General features: G+C 40.5%; 20 protein-coding genes. 14 read left to right on the plus strand and 6 right to left on the minus strand.

Annotation, left to right across the window (positions count from 1 at the left end):
- Positions 1–7: 7 nt before the first annotated feature.
- The 9 genes from secY to AACU95_RS02890 all read left to right on the plus strand — a co-directional run bounded on the left by secY (position 8) and on the right by AACU95_RS02890 (position 5,433).
- On the plus strand, positions 8–1,330 hold the full coding sequence (secY, locus tag AACU95_RS02850; protein ID WP_004246943.1) for a preprotein translocase subunit SecY: 1,323 nt from the start codon (positions 8–10) through the stop codon (positions 1,328–1,330).
- 44 nt (positions 1,331–1,374) lie between these two features.
- Positions 1,375–1,491 carry a 50S ribosomal protein L36 gene (gene rpmJ, locus AACU95_RS02855; protein WP_012368691.1) on the plus strand — a complete coding sequence of 39 codons (117 nt, stop codon included), beginning with the start codon at positions 1,375–1,377 and terminating at the stop codon, positions 1,489–1,491.
- Between the two features lie 144 nt (positions 1,492–1,635).
- Positions 1,636–1,992 carry a 30S ribosomal protein S13 gene (rpsM, locus tag AACU95_RS02860; RefSeq protein WP_004249689.1) on the plus strand — a complete coding sequence of 119 codons (357 nt, stop codon included), beginning with the start codon at positions 1,636–1,638 and terminating at the stop codon, positions 1,990–1,992.
- Between the two features lie 16 nt (positions 1,993–2,008).
- Positions 2,009–2,398, plus strand: a complete 390-nt coding sequence (rpsK, locus tag AACU95_RS02865) for a 30S ribosomal protein S11 (protein WP_002919257.1) — start codon at positions 2,009–2,011, stop codon at positions 2,396–2,398.
- 36 nt (positions 2,399–2,434) lie between these two features.
- A complete protein-coding gene (gene rpsD / locus AACU95_RS02870; RefSeq protein WP_004246942.1) occupies positions 2,435–3,055 on the plus strand; it encodes a 30S ribosomal protein S4 in 621 nt (206 codons plus the stop codon).
- 25 nt (positions 3,056–3,080) lie between these two features.
- Complete coding sequence (locus AACU95_RS02875) at positions 3,081–4,070, plus strand: DNA-directed RNA polymerase subunit alpha (RefSeq protein ID WP_004246941.1); 990 nt, start codon at positions 3,081–3,083, stop codon at positions 4,068–4,070.
- A 37-nt stretch (positions 4,071–4,107) separates the two neighbouring features.
- On the plus strand, positions 4,108–4,494 hold the full coding sequence (gene rplQ / locus AACU95_RS02880) for a 50S ribosomal protein L17 (protein ID WP_004246940.1): 387 nt from the start codon (positions 4,108–4,110) through the stop codon (positions 4,492–4,494).
- Between the two features lie 261 nt (positions 4,495–4,755).
- Positions 4,756–5,169: a Zn(2+)-responsive transcriptional regulator gene (gene zntR / locus AACU95_RS02885; protein ID WP_004246939.1), complete on the plus strand. Its 414-nt coding sequence runs from the start codon at positions 4,756–4,758 to the stop codon at positions 5,167–5,169.
- Positions 5,170–5,229: 60 nt separating this feature from the next.
- The gene (locus AACU95_RS02890) at positions 5,230–5,433 is read left to right on the plus strand and encodes an alternative ribosome-rescue factor A (protein WP_004246938.1); all 204 of its coding nucleotides are present in this window, start codon (positions 5,230–5,232) and stop codon (positions 5,431–5,433) included.
- A 3-nt stretch (positions 5,434–5,436) separates the two neighbouring features.
- Here AACU95_RS02890 and mscL read toward each other — a convergent pair whose 3' ends face one another.
- The 5 genes from mscL to def all read right to left on the minus strand — a co-directional run bounded on the left by mscL (position 5,437) and on the right by def (position 10,297).
- Positions 5,437–5,844: a large-conductance mechanosensitive channel protein MscL gene (gene mscL / locus AACU95_RS02895; protein WP_004246937.1), complete on the minus strand. Its 408-nt coding sequence runs from the start codon at positions 5,842–5,844 to the stop codon at positions 5,437–5,439.
- 106 nt (positions 5,845–5,950) lie between these two features.
- Complete coding sequence (trkA, locus tag AACU95_RS02900) at positions 5,951–7,327, minus strand: Trk system potassium transporter TrkA (protein WP_004246936.1); 1,377 nt, start codon at positions 7,325–7,327, stop codon at positions 5,951–5,953.
- A 112-nt stretch (positions 7,328–7,439) separates the two neighbouring features.
- Entirely contained in the window at positions 7,440–8,708 is a 1,269-nt protein-coding gene (rsmB, locus tag AACU95_RS02905; RefSeq protein WP_049203210.1) for a 16S rRNA (cytosine(967)-C(5))-methyltransferase RsmB, read from the minus strand.
- A 96-nt stretch (positions 8,709–8,804) separates the two neighbouring features.
- Positions 8,805–9,755, minus strand: coding sequence for a methionyl-tRNA formyltransferase (fmt, locus tag AACU95_RS02910; RefSeq protein WP_004246934.1), 951 nt, complete (start codon positions 9,753–9,755; stop codon positions 8,805–8,807).
- A 26-nt stretch (positions 9,756–9,781) separates the two neighbouring features.
- The gene (def, locus tag AACU95_RS02915) at positions 9,782–10,297 is read right to left on the minus strand and encodes a peptide deformylase (protein ID WP_004246933.1); all 516 of its coding nucleotides are present in this window, start codon (positions 10,295–10,297) and stop codon (positions 9,782–9,784) included.
- Positions 10,298–10,428: 131 nt separating this feature from the next.
- Here def and dprA point away from each other — a divergent pair, with 131 nt between their 5' ends.
- The 5 genes from dprA to AACU95_RS02940 are packed head-to-tail and all read left to right on the plus strand — an operon-like array spanning position 10,429 to position 13,816.
- On the plus strand, positions 10,429–11,586 hold the full coding sequence (gene dprA / locus AACU95_RS02920; protein ID WP_004246932.1) for a DNA-processing protein DprA: 1,158 nt from the start codon (positions 10,429–10,431) through the stop codon (positions 11,584–11,586).
- A gap of 18 nt (positions 11,587–11,604) precedes the next feature.
- A complete protein-coding gene (locus AACU95_RS02925; protein WP_004246931.1) occupies positions 11,605–12,162 on the plus strand; it encodes a DNA topoisomerase family protein in 558 nt (185 codons plus the stop codon).
- A complete protein-coding gene (gene tsaC / locus AACU95_RS02930; protein ID WP_004249883.1) occupies positions 12,155–12,724 on the plus strand; it encodes an L-threonylcarbamoyladenylate synthase type 1 TsaC in 570 nt (189 codons plus the stop codon). The genes AACU95_RS02925 and tsaC overlap by 8 nt, the downstream gene beginning before the upstream one ends.
- Before the next feature lie 7 nt (positions 12,725–12,731).
- A complete protein-coding gene (aroE, locus tag AACU95_RS02935; RefSeq protein WP_004249684.1) occupies positions 12,732–13,556 on the plus strand; it encodes a shikimate dehydrogenase in 825 nt (274 codons plus the stop codon).
- Positions 13,553–13,816, plus strand: coding sequence for a DUF1488 family protein (locus tag AACU95_RS02940; protein WP_004249882.1), 264 nt, complete (start codon positions 13,553–13,555; stop codon positions 13,814–13,816). Before aroE ends, AACU95_RS02940 begins: the two co-directional genes overlap by 4 nt.
- Here AACU95_RS02940 and AACU95_RS02945 read toward each other — a convergent pair.
- Positions 13,792–14,355, minus strand: a complete 564-nt coding sequence (locus AACU95_RS02945; RefSeq protein WP_004249682.1) for a gamma carbonic anhydrase family protein — start codon at positions 14,353–14,355, stop codon at positions 13,792–13,794. The two genes, AACU95_RS02940 and AACU95_RS02945, sit on opposite strands and share 25 nt — an antisense overlap.
- Between the last annotated feature and the right edge of the window lie 610 nt (positions 14,356–14,965).

Consider the following 14,965-nt stretch of genomic DNA (forward strand, 5'->3'; position numbering starts at 1 on the left):
GTGACAGATGGCTAAACAACCAGGGTTAGATTTTCAGAGTGCTAAAGGTGGTATAGGTGAACTAAAACGCAGATTACTGTTTGTTCTTGGTGCACTAATTGTCTTTAGGATTGGCTCTTTTATTCCTATCCCTGGTATTGATGCCACTGTGCTTGCCAAATTGCTCGATCAGCAAAAAGGCACCATCATTGAAATGTTTAACATGTTCTCTGGTGGTGCTCTTAGCCGTGCTTCTATCTTTGCGCTGGGTATCATGCCTTATATTTCGGCATCGATTATTATCCAACTATTATCAGTGGTTAACCCTCGGTTAGCGGAGATTAAGAAGGAAGGGGAGGCCGGTCGTCGTAAGATCAGCCAATATACCCGTTATGGTACTTTGGTGCTGGCGATATTCCAATCTATTGGTATCGCAACAGGCTTACCGAATATGCCAGGAATGCAAGGTCTGGTTATTAATCCAGGCTTACCATTCTATATTACGGCTGTTGTGAGCTTAGTCACAGGGACAATGTTCCTGATGTGGTTAGGTGAGCAAATCACTGAACGTGGTATTGGTAACGGTATCTCAATCATTATCTTTGCAGGTATCGTTGCAGGTCTTCCACCTGCCATTGGTCAAACCATCGAGCAGGCGCGGCAAGGCGAACTGCACTTCCTCCTGTTATTGTTGGTTGCAGTATTGGTGTTCGCGGTAACTTTCTTTGTTGTTTTTGTAGAAAGAGGACAACGTCGTATCGTTGTTAACTATGCAAAACGTCAACAAGGGCGTAGAATATACGCGGCACAAAGTACACATCTACCACTTAAGGTAAATATGGCGGGTGTAATACCGGCAATTTTTGCTTCAAGTATTATTCTGTTTCCTGGTACAATAACCTCTTGGTTTGGCGATGGTACAGGATGGGGTTGGCTGACGACAATTTCTTTAAATTTACAGCCTGGTCAACCTATTTATGTGTTACTATACGCTGCTGCAATCATCTTCTTCTGTTTCTTCTATACGGCGTTGGTTTTCAACCCAAGAGAAACGGCAGATAACCTGAAGAAGTCCGGTGCATTTGTACCAGGAATTCGCCCGGGAGAGCAGACGGCTAAATATATAGATAAAGTGATGACACGTTTAACCTTAATCGGTGCTCTGTACATTACCTTTATCTGTCTCATCCCGGAGTTCATGCGTGACGCAATGAAAGTACCTTTCTATTTTGGTGGTACTTCCCTCTTAATCGTGGTTGTGGTCATCATGGATTTTATGGCTCAAGTGCAAACTCTCCTGATGTCAAGTCAGTATGAGTCTGCATTGAAAAAAGCAAACCTTAAAGGCTAATTACCGATAAGATGGGTTTGTTTTAGAAGTTACGGAGAGTAAAAATGAAAGTTCGTGCTTCCGTCAAGAAAATGTGCCGTAACTGCAAAATCGTTAGACGTCACGGCCACGTGCGTGTAATTTGCAGTGTTGACCCTAAGCATAAACAGCGTCAAGGCTAAATTATTGCATTTTTTTCTTGCAAAGTTCGGTTGAGCTGGCTAAATTAGCCAGCCCAATCATTTATAATCATACAGTATTGTTTGAGTATCCTGAAAACGGGCTTTTCAGAATAGTACTGTATAAAGTTAATTTAGGAGTGCATAGTGGCCCGTATAGCAGGCATTAACATTCCTGATCATAAACATACCGTAATCGCTTTAACATCGATTTACGGCATTGGTAAAACTCGTTCACAGGCTATCTGTGAAGCAACGGGTATTGCTGAAAATGTTAAGATCAGTGAGCTGTCTGAAGAGCAAATCGACAAGCTGCGTGACGAAGTTGCCAAATACGTTGTAGAAGGTGATCTACGTCGTGAAGTTACCCTGAGCATCAAACGTCTGATGGATCTTGGTACTTACCGTGGTTTACGTCATCGTCGTGGTCTACCAGTTCGCGGTCAGCGTACTAAGACTAACGCACGTACCCGTAAGGGTCCGCGTAAGCCGATCAAGAAATAATCGGGGTATTTGAACAATGGCAAAAGCACCTATTCGTGCACGTAAGCGTGTAAGAAAACAAGTCTCTGACGGTGTGGCTCATATCCATGCTTCTTTCAACAACACAATCGTTACTATTACAGACCGTCAAGGTAACGCGTTGGGTTGGGCTACTGCCGGTGGTTCCGGTTTCCGTGGTTCTCGTAAATCTACTCCGTTTGCGGCTCAGGTTGCAGCAGAACGTTGCGCTGAAGCTGTTAAAGAGTACGGAATTAAGAACTTGGAAGTTATGGTAAAAGGACCTGGTCCTGGTCGTGAGTCAACTATCCGTGCATTAAACGCGGCTGGTTTCCGCATCACTAATATTACTGATGTGACTCCGATTCCTCATAACGGTTGTCGTCCACCGAAAAAACGTCGCGTTTAATAACGGTTTCGTTTTTAGGATAGTTGGAGAAAGAAAATGGCAAGATATTTGGGTCCTAAGCTCAAGCTGAGCCGTCGCGAAGGTACAGATTTATTTCTGAAATCTGGCGTTCGGGCGATTGACACCAAGTGTAAACTGGAACAAGCACCAGGTCAGCACGGCGCACGTAAACCGCGTCTGTCTGATTACGGTGTTCAGTTACGTGAAAAACAAAAAGTACGTCGTATTTACGGTGTTCTAGAGCGTCAATTCCGTAACTACTACAAAGAAGCAACACGTCTGAAAGGCAACACAGGTGAGAACTTACTTACTCTGTTAGAAGGTCGTCTGGATAACGTTGTTTATCGTATGGGCTTTGGCGCAACTCGCGCAGAAGCACGTCAGATGGTTAGCCACAAAGCAATCATGGTAAATGGTCGCGTGGTTAATATTGCTTCTTATCAGGTTTCCCCGAATGACGTAGTCAGCGTTCGTGAAAAATCGAAAAAACAGTCTCGTATTAAGGCTGCTTTAGAGCTGGCTGAACAGCGTGAAAAGCCAACATGGCTGGAAGTTGATGCTGCTAAGATGGAAGGTGTGTTCAAACGTATTCCTGAACGTACTGACTTGTCTGCGGACATTAACGAGCACCTGATCGTCGAGCTTTACTCCAAGTAAGGCTTAGCACCAAAGAGAGGACACAATGCAGGGTTCTGTGACAGAGTTTCTAAAACCGCGCCTGGTTGATATCGAGCAAGTGAGTTCGACGCACGCCAAGGTGACCCTTGAGCCATTAGAGCGAGGCTTCGGCCACACTCTAGGTAACGCACTGCGCCGTATTCTGCTTTCGTCTATGCCGGGTTGTGCGGTAACAGAGGTTGAGATTGATGGTGTACTGCATGAGTACAGCACCAAAGAAGGTGTTCAGGAAGATATCCTAGAAATACTGCTCAACCTTAAGGGGTTGGCGGTAAAAGTTCATGGTAAAGATGAAGTAATTCTTACTTTGAGCAAATCTGGCATTGGCCCTGTTATTGCAGCCGATATCATCCATGACGGTGATGTCGAAATCGTCAAGCCGCAGCACGTTATCTGCCACCTTACAGACGAAAACGCATCTATTAATATGCGTATCAAAGTTCAGCGTGGTCGTGGTTATGTGCCGGCTTCTGCCCGAATTCATTCGGAAGAAGATGAGCGCCCTATCGGTCGTTTACTAGTAGATGCGTGTTATAGCCCAGTTGAGCGAATCGCTTATACTGTGGAAGCAGCGCGTGTTGAACAACGTACCGACTTGGATAAGCTGGTAATCGAGATGGAGACTAACGGTACTATCGATCCAGAAGAATCGATTCGCCGTGCAGCGACTATCCTGGCTGAACAGCTTGAAGCTTTTGTTGACTTACGTGATGTTCGTCAGCCTGAAGTTAAAGAAGAGAAGCCAGAGTTCGATCCGATCCTGCTGCGCCCAGTTGACGATCTTGAATTGACTGTCCGCTCTGCTAACTGTCTGAAGGCAGAAGCAATCCACTACATCGGTGATCTGGTACAGCGTACTGAAGTTGAATTACTTAAGACGCCTAACCTTGGTAAGAAATCTCTTACTGAGATTAAAGACGTACTGGCGTCGCGTGGTTTATCTCTAGGCATGCGCCTTGAGAATTGGCCACCTGCAAGTATCGCTGATGAATAAGATCACAGGTTAAGGTTTTACTGAGAAGGATAAGGTCATGCGCCATCGTAAGAGTGGTCGTCAATTGAACCGCAACAGCAGCCATCGTCAGGCTATGTTTCGCAACATGGCAGGTTCTTTAGTTCGTCATGAAATCATCAAGACAACTTTGCCTAAAGCGAAAGAACTGCGTCGCGTCGTTGAGCCGCTGATTACTCTTGCCAAGACCGACAGCGTAGCTAATCGTCGTCTGGCATTCGCCCGTACTCGTGACAACGAAGTCGTGGCAAAACTGTTTACAGTATTAGGTCCGCGTTTTGCGAGCCGTGCAGGTGGTTACACTCGTATTCTGAAGTGTGGCTTCCGTGCAGGTGACAATGCTCCAATGGCTTACATTGAGCTTGTTGACCGTGCTGATTCTGAAACAGAAGCAGCTGCTGAATAATAAATTATTATTTAGCGAAGCGAATAAAAAGACCGGATTTTTTAATCCGGTTTTTTTATTGCTATAGATTAGCAATAAATTTAAATTTATTGGTTCCTCCCTTTAATGACTCGCTACTTCTTTATTTATGTGGGTGTTATATATTTACTTTTGAATATGCTGCTATTGTGCGAAAGTAAGTATTAAGTATCGCACTATATTTCAATTCTATTTTTTTGGTTATTTGTTATGCTTACTTATCATTAGTTTGAGGAGTGATCAATGTATCGCATCGGCCAAATTGCAAAATTAGCGAATGTTACAACAGATACTATCCGTTTTTATGAAAAACAAGGATTGATGGAACATGATAGACGGACAGAAGGTGGCTATCGTCTGTATACAGAACAAGATTTGCAAAGATTACGCTTTATTCGTTATGCCAAAGAGTTAGGCTTTACTCTGGATGCTATTACTGAGTTACTTTCAATTAGAGTCGATCCTGCGCATCATACTTGTGTAGAATCAAAACATATTGTTGATGCTAGGCTAGCAGAAGTTGAGGCTCGTCTAAAAGAAATGGAAAAGATGCGTGATTCTTTAAAAATGTTAAGCAATGCTTGCTGTGGAACCGCTCATGAAAGTACATATTGTTCAATTCTAGAAATACTTGAATCTGGAGCGACAAAGCAATAATATCTGCACTGAAGATTGTTGTTCTATGCTTTATGTTCTTTAATAATTTAAGAGGTTTTTATGTCTAGCAAATATCAGCACCAAAAAGGTGTGATCAAAGATAATGCGTTAGCTGCACTTGTTCATGATCCTTTATTTAGACAACGGGTAGAAAAAAATAAGAAAGGCAAAGGCAGCTATATGAGAAAGGCAAAACATAATAAGAAAGGTAACTGGGAGGCCAGTGATAACAAATATTTTCAATTGTTATCACTGGCCTTTTAGTTTTTATTTTTGCTGATTTTTTAATAGATCACGGATTTCTGTTAATAAAGTTTCTTCTGCTGAAGGTGCAGGTGGTGCTTTAGGTTGCTCTTCTTCTTGTCTGCGCATCTTATTAATTAATTTAATCGCACAGAAAATAGCAAACGCGACAATGGCAAAATCAAAAACAGTTTGTATAAAGGCACCATAGTTTAAGATAACGGCAGGTATATCCCCATGAGCCTCTCTTAGTACTAAACTAAATTGTTTAAAATCGATCCCTCCAATGAGTAAGCCTAATGGAGGCATAATCACATCAGCTACTAAGGATGAAACAATTTTTCCGAATGCGGCACCAATGATGACACCGACTGCCATGTCAACAACATTGCCTTTCATTGCAAATTCACGAAACTCTTTGAAAAAAGCCATAACCACCCCTTATTAGTATGGATCTAGATATAAAAATATGTGTTTAGATAATAATAATAGATCAGTATCAGTAACAATCACTACTATTCTTATTTCTACACTAGAGTTATAAGAAAAATGGACTAGGTTGGAACAGTTTTTCTACTTCAGGAACATATTTTTTATCTGTAATAAACATGATCACATGGTCACCTTGTTCTATTGAGTGACTTGCATTGGCAATAATGACATCTTCATTGCGGACAATGGCGCCGATAATTGTGCCTGGCGGAAGTTTGATATCTTGAATACGTCTACCGACAACTTTTGAGGTATTTTCATCACCATGTGCAATGGCTTCAATAGCTTCAGCAACACCGCGACGTAATGAGGAGACACTGACAATATCTGCTTTGCGAACATGACCTAATAGTGCTGAAATAGTGGCTTGTTGCGGAGAGATGGCAATATCAATGACTCCACCTTGGACTAAATCAACATAAGCACTGCGTTGAATAAGTACCATGGCTTTTTTTGCCCCCATACGTTTTGCGAGCATTGCGGACATGATATTTGCTTCATCATCATTAGTGAGTGCAATAAAGACATCGATTTGCTCAATATGCTCTTCAGCGAGTAGCTCTTGATCAGATGCATCACCATAAAACACGATAGTATCATGGAGGAGCTCTGCTAACTCGGTAGCACGTTGTTGATTATGCTCAATCAGCTTAACGCTATAATCTTTTTCTAATCTTGCCGCTAATCCTGCTCCAACGTTTCCGCCACCAACAATCATAATGCGTTTATAAGGTTTTTCTAATCGTTGTAGCTCACTCATTACTGCGCGAATATGTTGTGATGCCACCACGAAAAAGACCTCATCACCCGCTTCAATAATGGTCGATCCTTGAGGGCGAATAGGTCTATCTTGGCGAAAGATAGCCGCAACACGAGTATCAATATGTGGCATATGATCACGTAGAGTGGATAGTGCATTACCCACAAGTGATCCACCATAGTAGGCTTTTACTGCCACGATACTGACTTGACCTTCAGCAAAGTTTACTACCTGTAGGGCACCGGGGTATTGAATTAGTTTATAGATATAATCTATAACGAGGTGTTCAGGGGAGATGAGGTAATCAATAGGAATTGCTTCTGGTAAAAAAAGTTTATCTGCTTCACGAACAAATTCAGAGGCTCGGATACGAGCAACTTTATTGGGAGTATTAAATAAAGTATAAGCGACTTGGCATGCTATCATATTTGTTTCGTCAGAATTTGTGACGGCAACTAGCATATCCGCATCTTCAGCCCCCGCTTCTCTTAAGACTCTCGGATGAGATCCATGACCATTTACAACTCTTAAATCAAATTTATCTTGAAGTTGACGTAAACGGGTAGCATCAGTATCGACAACAGTAATATCGTTATTCTCACCGACAAGATTTTCAGCGAGAGTGCCACCCACTTGACCTGCGCCTAAGATAATAATTTTCATCGTCAGTTCTCAGAATATTCGATTAACAAATACAAGATCAATGTCTGTTCACATCGATCTTGTGTTGGAATAGTAGCTTCTTTTAGATCTGATATCATCTTTTATCAGAAGATCATTTTTTGTTGATCAGCGCATAAAAGAAGCCATCACCGCTATATTGCTCCGGTAAGCATTGATGCTGATAGTCACATTGAGCATCTTGCATTGACGATAAGAAGGCTGCAATTTGTTGGCTATTTTCTTCCGGTAAAATAGAACAAGTAGCATAAACTAATGTGCCGCCTGATTTTAGGTATGGCCATATAGCATGTAATATTTCTTTTTGAATTTGCGCTAACTGAGCTATGTCTTCATTACGACGTAGCCATTTGATATCTGGATGGCGACGTATAACGCCAGTTGCTGAGCAAGGAGCATCAAGTAAGATCCTGTCAAATTGCATATTTGCACACCATTGCTCTGGATAACGTCCATCACCACTTTTGACTGTGGCATGTAGCTTTAAGCGGTTTAGATTTTCTTTAACTCTGGCTAAACGTTGCTCATCGATATCAATGGCGAGAACATGCGCTTTAGGGGCTATTTCTAAGATATGGGTTGTTTTTCCCCCAGGGGCTGCACATAAATCAAGAATTTGTTCGTTATTTTGTGGCGCTAATAATTCTGCACAACGCTGAGCACTGCGGTCTTGAACAGTGATCCAGCCCTCATTAAATCCCGGTAACAGGTGAACATTACAAGGTGTTTCTAAACGAATAGCATTGGGGTGGTGGTCATCGGAGAACGCGCTGATCCCTTCTTTTTCAAGCAGCGCTAAGTACTGTTCACGTGAATGATGTATTTGATTTACCCGTAACCACATTGGCGGCTTTTGGTTATTTCCTTCAATAATACTTTCCCATAGCTCAGGGTAGGCATTTTTTATTCGTGTGAGTAACCAAGAAGGGTGCAAATAACGGCTATCATTATTTTGGAAACGTTCCATTAATACATCTTGTTGACGCTGAAATTGGCGTAATACACCGTTAATTAACCCTTTTAATTGTGGTTTTTTCAGTGCGATCGCACCGTTAACAGTTTCAGCGAGTGCTGCATGGGCAGGAACTCGAGTATAAAGGAGCTGATATAAACCGACCATAATGAGGTAATGTAAAATTCGTTGTTTACCTTTCAGTGGTTTATCCATTAGTTGTTGGATGATCCATTCTAGCTGGGGCAAGGTACGTAAGGTACCAAAGCAGAGCTCTTGCAAGAGCGCTTTGTCTTTATCTGAAATGTTTTTTTGTAATTCAGGGATCACCGAACTTAATGATAAGCCTTGATCTAAAACTTGAGCTATTGCCTTTGCTGCAATACTGCGTAAGTTGTATGACGTTTTCATAGTGAATTAGCGTTTATATATTGGCCGCCAGAGAAGAATAATATTGGCGTGAAAAAAGGACCCCCTGAAATATTGTTATTTCAAGGGGTAGTATCATTATTGAATGATTTTCCCAGGGGTAAACCAATCTCGTTTGGAATTTAGGAAATCGGCTGATGCCATAGGTTTTTTACCTGATGGTTGAAGCTTGGTGATATTTAAAATACCTTCACCTGTTACGATATAAATGCCTGTTTTATCTGCTTTCAATAATGTACCTGGTATTTGATTGGTATTATCCGACGCGATAACTTGCGCTTCCCATACTTTCACCGGCTGATCATCGAGCATAAAAAAGCTCATAGGCCATGGATTAAACGCTCTAATACAACGTTCTATCTGTTGTGCAGATAACGACCAATTAATTTTTGCTTCTTCCTTTGATAGCTTTTCTGCGTAATTCGCTAGGCTATCATCTTGTTTTTCCGCTTTTAACTCACCGCTAATGATAAGATCTAATGTATTAATTAGTGCTTTAGGCCCCAGCTCTGCTAATTTAGCATAAAGAGAAGCACTCGTGTCTTGATGAGTAATTGGGCATGATGCTTTATAAAGCATATCGCCAGTATCTAAACCAACATCCATTTGCATAATGGTGACGCCAGTTTCTGTATCGCCCGCCCATAAGGCACGTTGGATAGGTGCAGCACCTCGCCATTTAGGTAGAAGAGAGCCATGGACGTTTAAGCAACCCAAACGAGGGATATCAAGTACTGCTTTGGGTAAAATCATACCATAAGCAACAACAATCATAACGTCAGGTTGTAGTGCTTTGATCCACTCATGATTCTCTTCTGGTTTTAACGATGTCGGTTGATAAACAGGAATGTTATTAGTTAATGCCAGTTCTTTCACTGGATTAATCGTCAGCTTCTTACCTCTTCCTGCGGGTTTATCTGGTGGCGTTAATACCCCAACAATATGATGTTGAGTTGATAACAGAGCAGCTAAATGTCGGGCTGCAAAGTCGGGTGTTCCCGCAAAGATAATACGTAATGAATCAGACACGTTTTTTTCCTGTTACAAGTAAATCACTATTGTCCCGCTTTTGCTCTTCTCTTATCGAGCTTTTCAACTTTTTGGCGGATACGTTGGCGTTTTAATGGAGATAAGTAATCCACAAATAATTTGCCAACTAAATGATCCATCTCATGTTGAATACAAATAGCGAGTAAGTCATCAGCTTCTAATTCAAAAGGTTGTCCGTTGTAATCAAGCGCTCTTACTTTTACGCGCTCTGCACGAGGCACAAATGCGCGTTGTTCAGGTATTGATAAACAACCTTCCTCTATTCCGGTATCACCTTCCTGATCAAGAAGTTCTGGATTAATGAGTACCAGTTTTTGATCTCGTGTTTCAGAGATATCAATGACGATGATGCGCTGGTGGATATCCACCTGTGTCGCAGCTAAACCGATACCTTCTTCCAAATACATTGTTTCAAACATATCATCGACAATTTTTTGAATTTCGGCATCAACTTTTTCGACTGGCTTTGCAATGGTGCGAAGGCGCTCGTCTGGATAATGTAATACGTGTAATACTGCCATAATTTATTTGGACTGTTTCTAAAATGTGAATGAGAATTAACGTCTATTCTAGACATTTATTGTCTGGATTGACAGTATTTGCTGAGTTTAGCACTCACCTTGTATGTTAAAAAATAACACTAGGATAATGCATGGATGCCAGAGAAATATGGATAAGACTTAATGTTGTTTCAAGATTGCCAGTAAATAAAGCGATTAAGGTGGTGGAATACTTACAATCATTGACGCAACTAAATCGTAAAGTGTTACTAGAATGTGGCCTATCAGAACAACAAAGTCACCAATTTATGAGGCTTCAGGCAAATTGTGTCAAAAGTACATTAAAGTGGCTAGATAAAAATGAATCATCACTCTTAACAATTTCTGATTCAGATTATCCTTTGCTATTAAAGCAAATATCTTCTCCACCTCTTTTGCTTTTTGTTGCAGGTAATAAAGAGCATTTAAAAAGCACACAAATTGCATTAATTGGTAGTAGAGATGCTACACAGTATGGAACTAAGTGGGCGACTTATTTTGCACAACAGCTCGTGAAAAATAAATTCACAATTACAAGCGGGTTGGCGCAAGGGATTGATGGTGTTGGACATCGTAGTGCTTTAAAACATCATGGCGTCACTATTGCTGTATTGGGGAGTGGTTTAGAACAAATTTACCCATCATTTCATCGTCGACTAGCAGAGCAAATCAAAGAGTCGGGTGTTCTTGTTTCAGAGCATCTCCCGATGGCACCACCTTTAGCTCGTCATTTCCCGCAAAGGAATAGAATTATTAGTGGATTGAGTTCAGCTCTCTTAATTGTAGAAGCTGGCATAAAAAGTGGATCTTTAATCACTGCCAATTATGCTCTACAACAAGGCAAAGAATTGTTTGTGTTACCCGGATTACTGGGTGATTCACACTTTGAAGGAAATCATCAGTTGCTAAAACAGGGGGCGAATTTAGCCTCTTCGCCAGATGATATTATGGAATATTTAAATAGCTCTTGGCAGTGGTTAATCTTTAATCATAATGATGATTTACAGGACGAGCATATTGCAGAGGTTGGCTCAGCTGCCAATAAAAAAGAGTCCAGCAATATGCCATTAGAAATTGAAAAACTTACACCCACTCAACAGCAATCAATAAATTTGATATTGCCTTTGTTAGGTTTTGATAAAGCTATCCCGATTGATATTATTGCGAATAAGAGCGGTTTATCCACATCAGATTTAGCTCCTCTTTTATTAGAGCTTGAGCTTATCGAAAAAGTCGCTATTGTGGCGGGTGGCTATATTCGATTGGAATAAGTGTTATGAGGTAAGACAATGGCAAAAATAATGCCGTTTACGTATCCATCTGAGCAAGAAAAATGTCCTGAATGTGGCAGTGATTTAATTATAAGAAATGGTGGTCATGGCCCTTTTCTAGGATGTTCTGCTTATCCTAATTGCCATTATATTAAGGCGTTGAAATCTCAAGGCGATGGACAGGTTATTAAAGTATTAGAAGGACAGCCTTGCCAATGTTGTGGCGCAGATTTAGTTTTACGACAAGGTAAGTTTGGCATGTTTATAGGCTGTAGCAATTATCCTGCTTGTGAGCATATAGAACAAATTGATAAACCTGATGAGACTGTGATTCATTGTCCTCAGTGCGAGAAGGGCAAATTATTACAGCGTAAGTCTCGGTTTGGTAAAATATTTTATGCTTGTAACCAATATCCTGAATGTCAATTTGTACTAAATAATAAACCGATTAATGGTGAGTGCGAATATTGTCATTATCCATTATTGATGGAAAAGAGGTCTTCTCAAGGAGTAAGATTAGTGTGCGCCAGCAAATTGTGTGGCAAGCAACAAACAAAAAGAGAAGAACATGAATAACGAAGTATCACCTGTAAATAATACAATTATAGAAGCACTGCAAAATAATCAAGTTATTGCCTATCCAACAGAAGCTGTGTTTGGTGTCGGTTGTGATCCTGATAGTGAAAGCGCGGTAATGGCATTACTTGAGTTAAAACAGAGAGCCATTGAGAAAGGGCTTATTTTAATTGCTGATAACTATGAACAATTAAAACCTTATATTGATGATAACGCATTGACTCAAGAACAGCGGGAGCGGATGTTTGCCTCTTGGCCAGGCCCAATCACTTGGGTTATTCCAGCTAAGTCAACAACGCCAAAATGGCTAACAGGGCGGTTTTCTTCCTTAGCTGTAAGGGTTACGGATCACCCTATTGTGAAAGCATTATGTGTGGCTTATGGCAAACCATTAGTATCAACCAGCGCAAATTTAAGCGGACTTCCTCCATGCCGTAGTGTTGAAGAAGTACAAGAGCAGTTTCGTAATCGAATTGCTATTGTAAATGGCGAGGTTGGTGGCAGAAAAAATCCTTCTGAAATTAGAGATGCACTCACAGGTGAGCTATATCGACAAGGATAATGATGCTATGGAAAAATATGTAGTGATGGGCAATCCCATTGAACATAGTCAATCTCCTTTTATTCATCAGCTTTTTTCGAAACAGTCAGGGATTGATTATGAATATGGGCGTTTACTGGTTCCATTAGGCGAATTTGATAAAGTAGCAACGCAATTTTTTTCTCAAGGTGGACGTGGAGCTAATGTTACCGTTCCTTTTAAGGAAGATGCTTTTCGCTTTGTGGATAAATTAACACAAAGAGCACAAGCCTGTGGTGCTGTTAATACTATTTTAAAATTAGATGACGGCACGTTATTAGGTGATAATACTGATGGTCAGGGCTTAATTCTTGATTTAGCTAGGTTGGATTTTATTATCCCCGGAAAAATATTATCGGTTCTTGTTATTGGGGCTGGTGGTGCTACACGAGGGATATTATTACCATTATTAAATTATAATTGTGATATTACTTTGACTAATCGCACTGTTGAAAAAGCACAACAATTAGCACAAGAATTTAGCCAATTTGGTACAATTAGAGCTAGTGCTCCACAAAATGTTACAGATAAACATTATGATCTAATTATTAACGCCTCTTCATCTAGTATGACGGACGATATTCCACCTATACCTGATAGTGCTTATGGTTTTAAAACTGCTTGTTATGATTTGTATTATAAGGCAGGTATGACTTCTTTTTTATACCATGCATTAAAAAATGGTAGTACACGCTTATCTGATGGCCTAGGTATGCTGGTAGGGCAAGCCGCTTATGCCGTTGAGTTATGGTATGAGCGAGTACCTGATATTAATCCAACAATAAATATTTTAAGAGAAAATTTGAATAAATGAATCAATCCATTCAATTTCCTGATCGTGAGCAGTGGCTTGAAGATCAAAATAGCGTTCTTTTCCCTATCATGGTCAATGGAATGTTATTTGATTGCCAAATCACCGAACAAGAGCTAAAGGCACGCTTTGGTGATAATAGTAATGGTCTTTGTTTGTTTAAACAGCATCGATGGGAAATTGAAGAAGAATTTGAAGAGTTGGCTAAGCTGTATGAAGTGTCAACTCTTCATCCATTTTACTGTTTATCAATGGCGGAATGAGCCGTTGATAAATAGTCGTTCTTCCACTTTACGTAATTATTAGCAGAGTAGATAAAGTGTTGTATTTCTGCGGGCGTGAGTGGGCGGATCTTTTTTACTGGGCTACCTAAATAAAGAAAACCACTTTCTAGTCGTTTACCTGGTGGTACTAGGCTTCCTGCGCCGATCAAAACATTATCTTCAATAATTGCACCATCAAGTAAGATTGATCCCATGCCGACTAATACTCGGTTTCCGATTGTACACCCATGTAACATTGCTTTGTGTCCAACAGTCACATCATCACCGATGATGAGAGGAAAACCATTAGGGGTATTTTCTGATGCATGTGTAACATGTAGCACTGAGCCATCTTGAATATTAGTCCTTGCTCCTACACTGACATAGTTAACATCACCGCGGATCACAACCATTGGCCAAATGCTGACATCTTCACTAAGGCGTACATCACCAATAACAGTGGCTGTCACGTCAATATAAACATCTTTAGCAATGGAAGGTGATAAGTGTAAGTAACTTCTAATAGTGGAATGGCTCATGATTGACCTCATACGAATATTGTGGCGGTACTTTGCTGTAATTGTAATATAGAAAAGCATAGCAGTGAGCAGGTATATCTGACGAGAGAATAATCCAGAGTATTATTTTTAACTGAAATAAATAGCGATGATAATAAAAGTAAGTGGATCGATGATGATCGATAGAAGATAACGAATAGACAAAACGGTTATTGCTAGTATAATTTTTGTGCTACTAGCGGGGTTTTAGTGTCAAAAATAGACGTGTAGCTTAAAAATAGAGCGAACAGAAAAAAAATTGAAATAAATACTTGCGCTAATCTGAGAAGCCCCTATAATGCGCACCCACTGACCGACGATGAGCTGACAACAGCAACGACGGAAAGGGAAGAGAAAAGAAAAAAGTTTGAAAAAACTCTTGACTCTTCAGAGGAATAGCGTAATATACGCCTCCTCGCAACAACGCAGAAGACCGGAAACGGCAGCGATAGTTGCACTGCTCTTTAACAAATTATCAGACAATCTGTGTGGGCACTCGCAGAGACGATATCTTCTAAAAAATTAGATATATCAAGTCTTGAAGAGTGACTAACAAGTTAATTCATATAATGAATAAGCTAAGTTTTCGATT

Source organism: Proteus sp. G4415 (assembly GCF_963896075.1).
Lineage (GTDB): Bacteria > Pseudomonadota > Gammaproteobacteria > Enterobacterales > Enterobacteriaceae > Proteus > Proteus mirabilis.

Bases quoted from the DNA above. Each gene is read 5' to 3' on its own strand.
- secY (WP_004246943.1), top strand. From the start codon at position 8: ATGGCTAAACAACCAGGGTTAGATTTTCAGAGTGCTAAAGGTGGTATA.
- rpmJ (WP_012368691.1), top strand. From the start codon at position 1,375: ATGAAAGTTCGTGCTTCCGTCAAGAAAATGTGCCGTAACTGCAAAATC.
- rpsK (WP_002919257.1), top strand. From the start codon at position 2,009: ATGGCAAAAGCACCTATTCGTGCACGTAAGCGTGTAAGAAAACAAGTC.
- rpsD (WP_004246942.1), top strand. From the start codon at position 2,435: ATGGCAAGATATTTGGGTCCTAAGCTCAAGCTGAGCCGTCGCGAAGGT.
- AACU95_RS02875 (WP_004246941.1), top strand. From the start codon at position 3,081: ATGCAGGGTTCTGTGACAGAGTTTCTAAAACCGCGCCTGGTTGATATC.
- rplQ (WP_004246940.1), top strand. From the start codon at position 4,108: ATGCGCCATCGTAAGAGTGGTCGTCAATTGAACCGCAACAGCAGCCAT.
- zntR (WP_004246939.1), top strand. From the start codon at position 4,756: ATGTATCGCATCGGCCAAATTGCAAAATTAGCGAATGTTACAACAGAT.
- AACU95_RS02890 (WP_004246938.1), top strand. From the start codon at position 5,230: ATGTCTAGCAAATATCAGCACCAAAAAGGTGTGATCAAAGATAATGCG.
- mscL (WP_004246937.1), bottom strand. From the start codon at position 5,844: ATGGCTTTTTTCAAAGAGTTTCGTGAATTTGCAATGAAAGGCAATGTT.
- trkA (WP_004246936.1), bottom strand. From the start codon at position 7,327: ATGAAAATTATTATCTTAGGCGCAGGTCAAGTGGGTGGCACTCTCGCT.
- rsmB (WP_049203210.1), bottom strand. From the start codon at position 8,708: ATGAAAACGTCATACAACTTACGCAGTATTGCAGCAAAGGCAATAGCT.
- def (WP_004246933.1), bottom strand. From the start codon at position 10,297: ATGGCAGTATTACACGTATTACATTATCCAGACGAGCGCCTTCGCACC.
- dprA (WP_004246932.1), top strand. From the start codon at position 10,429: ATGGATGCCAGAGAAATATGGATAAGACTTAATGTTGTTTCAAGATTG.
- AACU95_RS02925 (WP_004246931.1), top strand. From the start codon at position 11,605: ATGGCAAAAATAATGCCGTTTACGTATCCATCTGAGCAAGAAAAATGT.
- tsaC (WP_004249883.1), top strand. From the start codon at position 12,155: ATGAATAACGAAGTATCACCTGTAAATAATACAATTATAGAAGCACTG.
- aroE (WP_004249684.1), top strand. From the start codon at position 12,732: ATGGAAAAATATGTAGTGATGGGCAATCCCATTGAACATAGTCAATCT.
- AACU95_RS02940 (WP_004249882.1), top strand. From the start codon at position 13,553: ATGAATCAATCCATTCAATTTCCTGATCGTGAGCAGTGGCTTGAAGAT.
- AACU95_RS02945 (WP_004249682.1), bottom strand. From the start codon at position 14,355: ATGAGCCATTCCACTATTAGAAGTTACTTACACTTATCACCTTCCATT.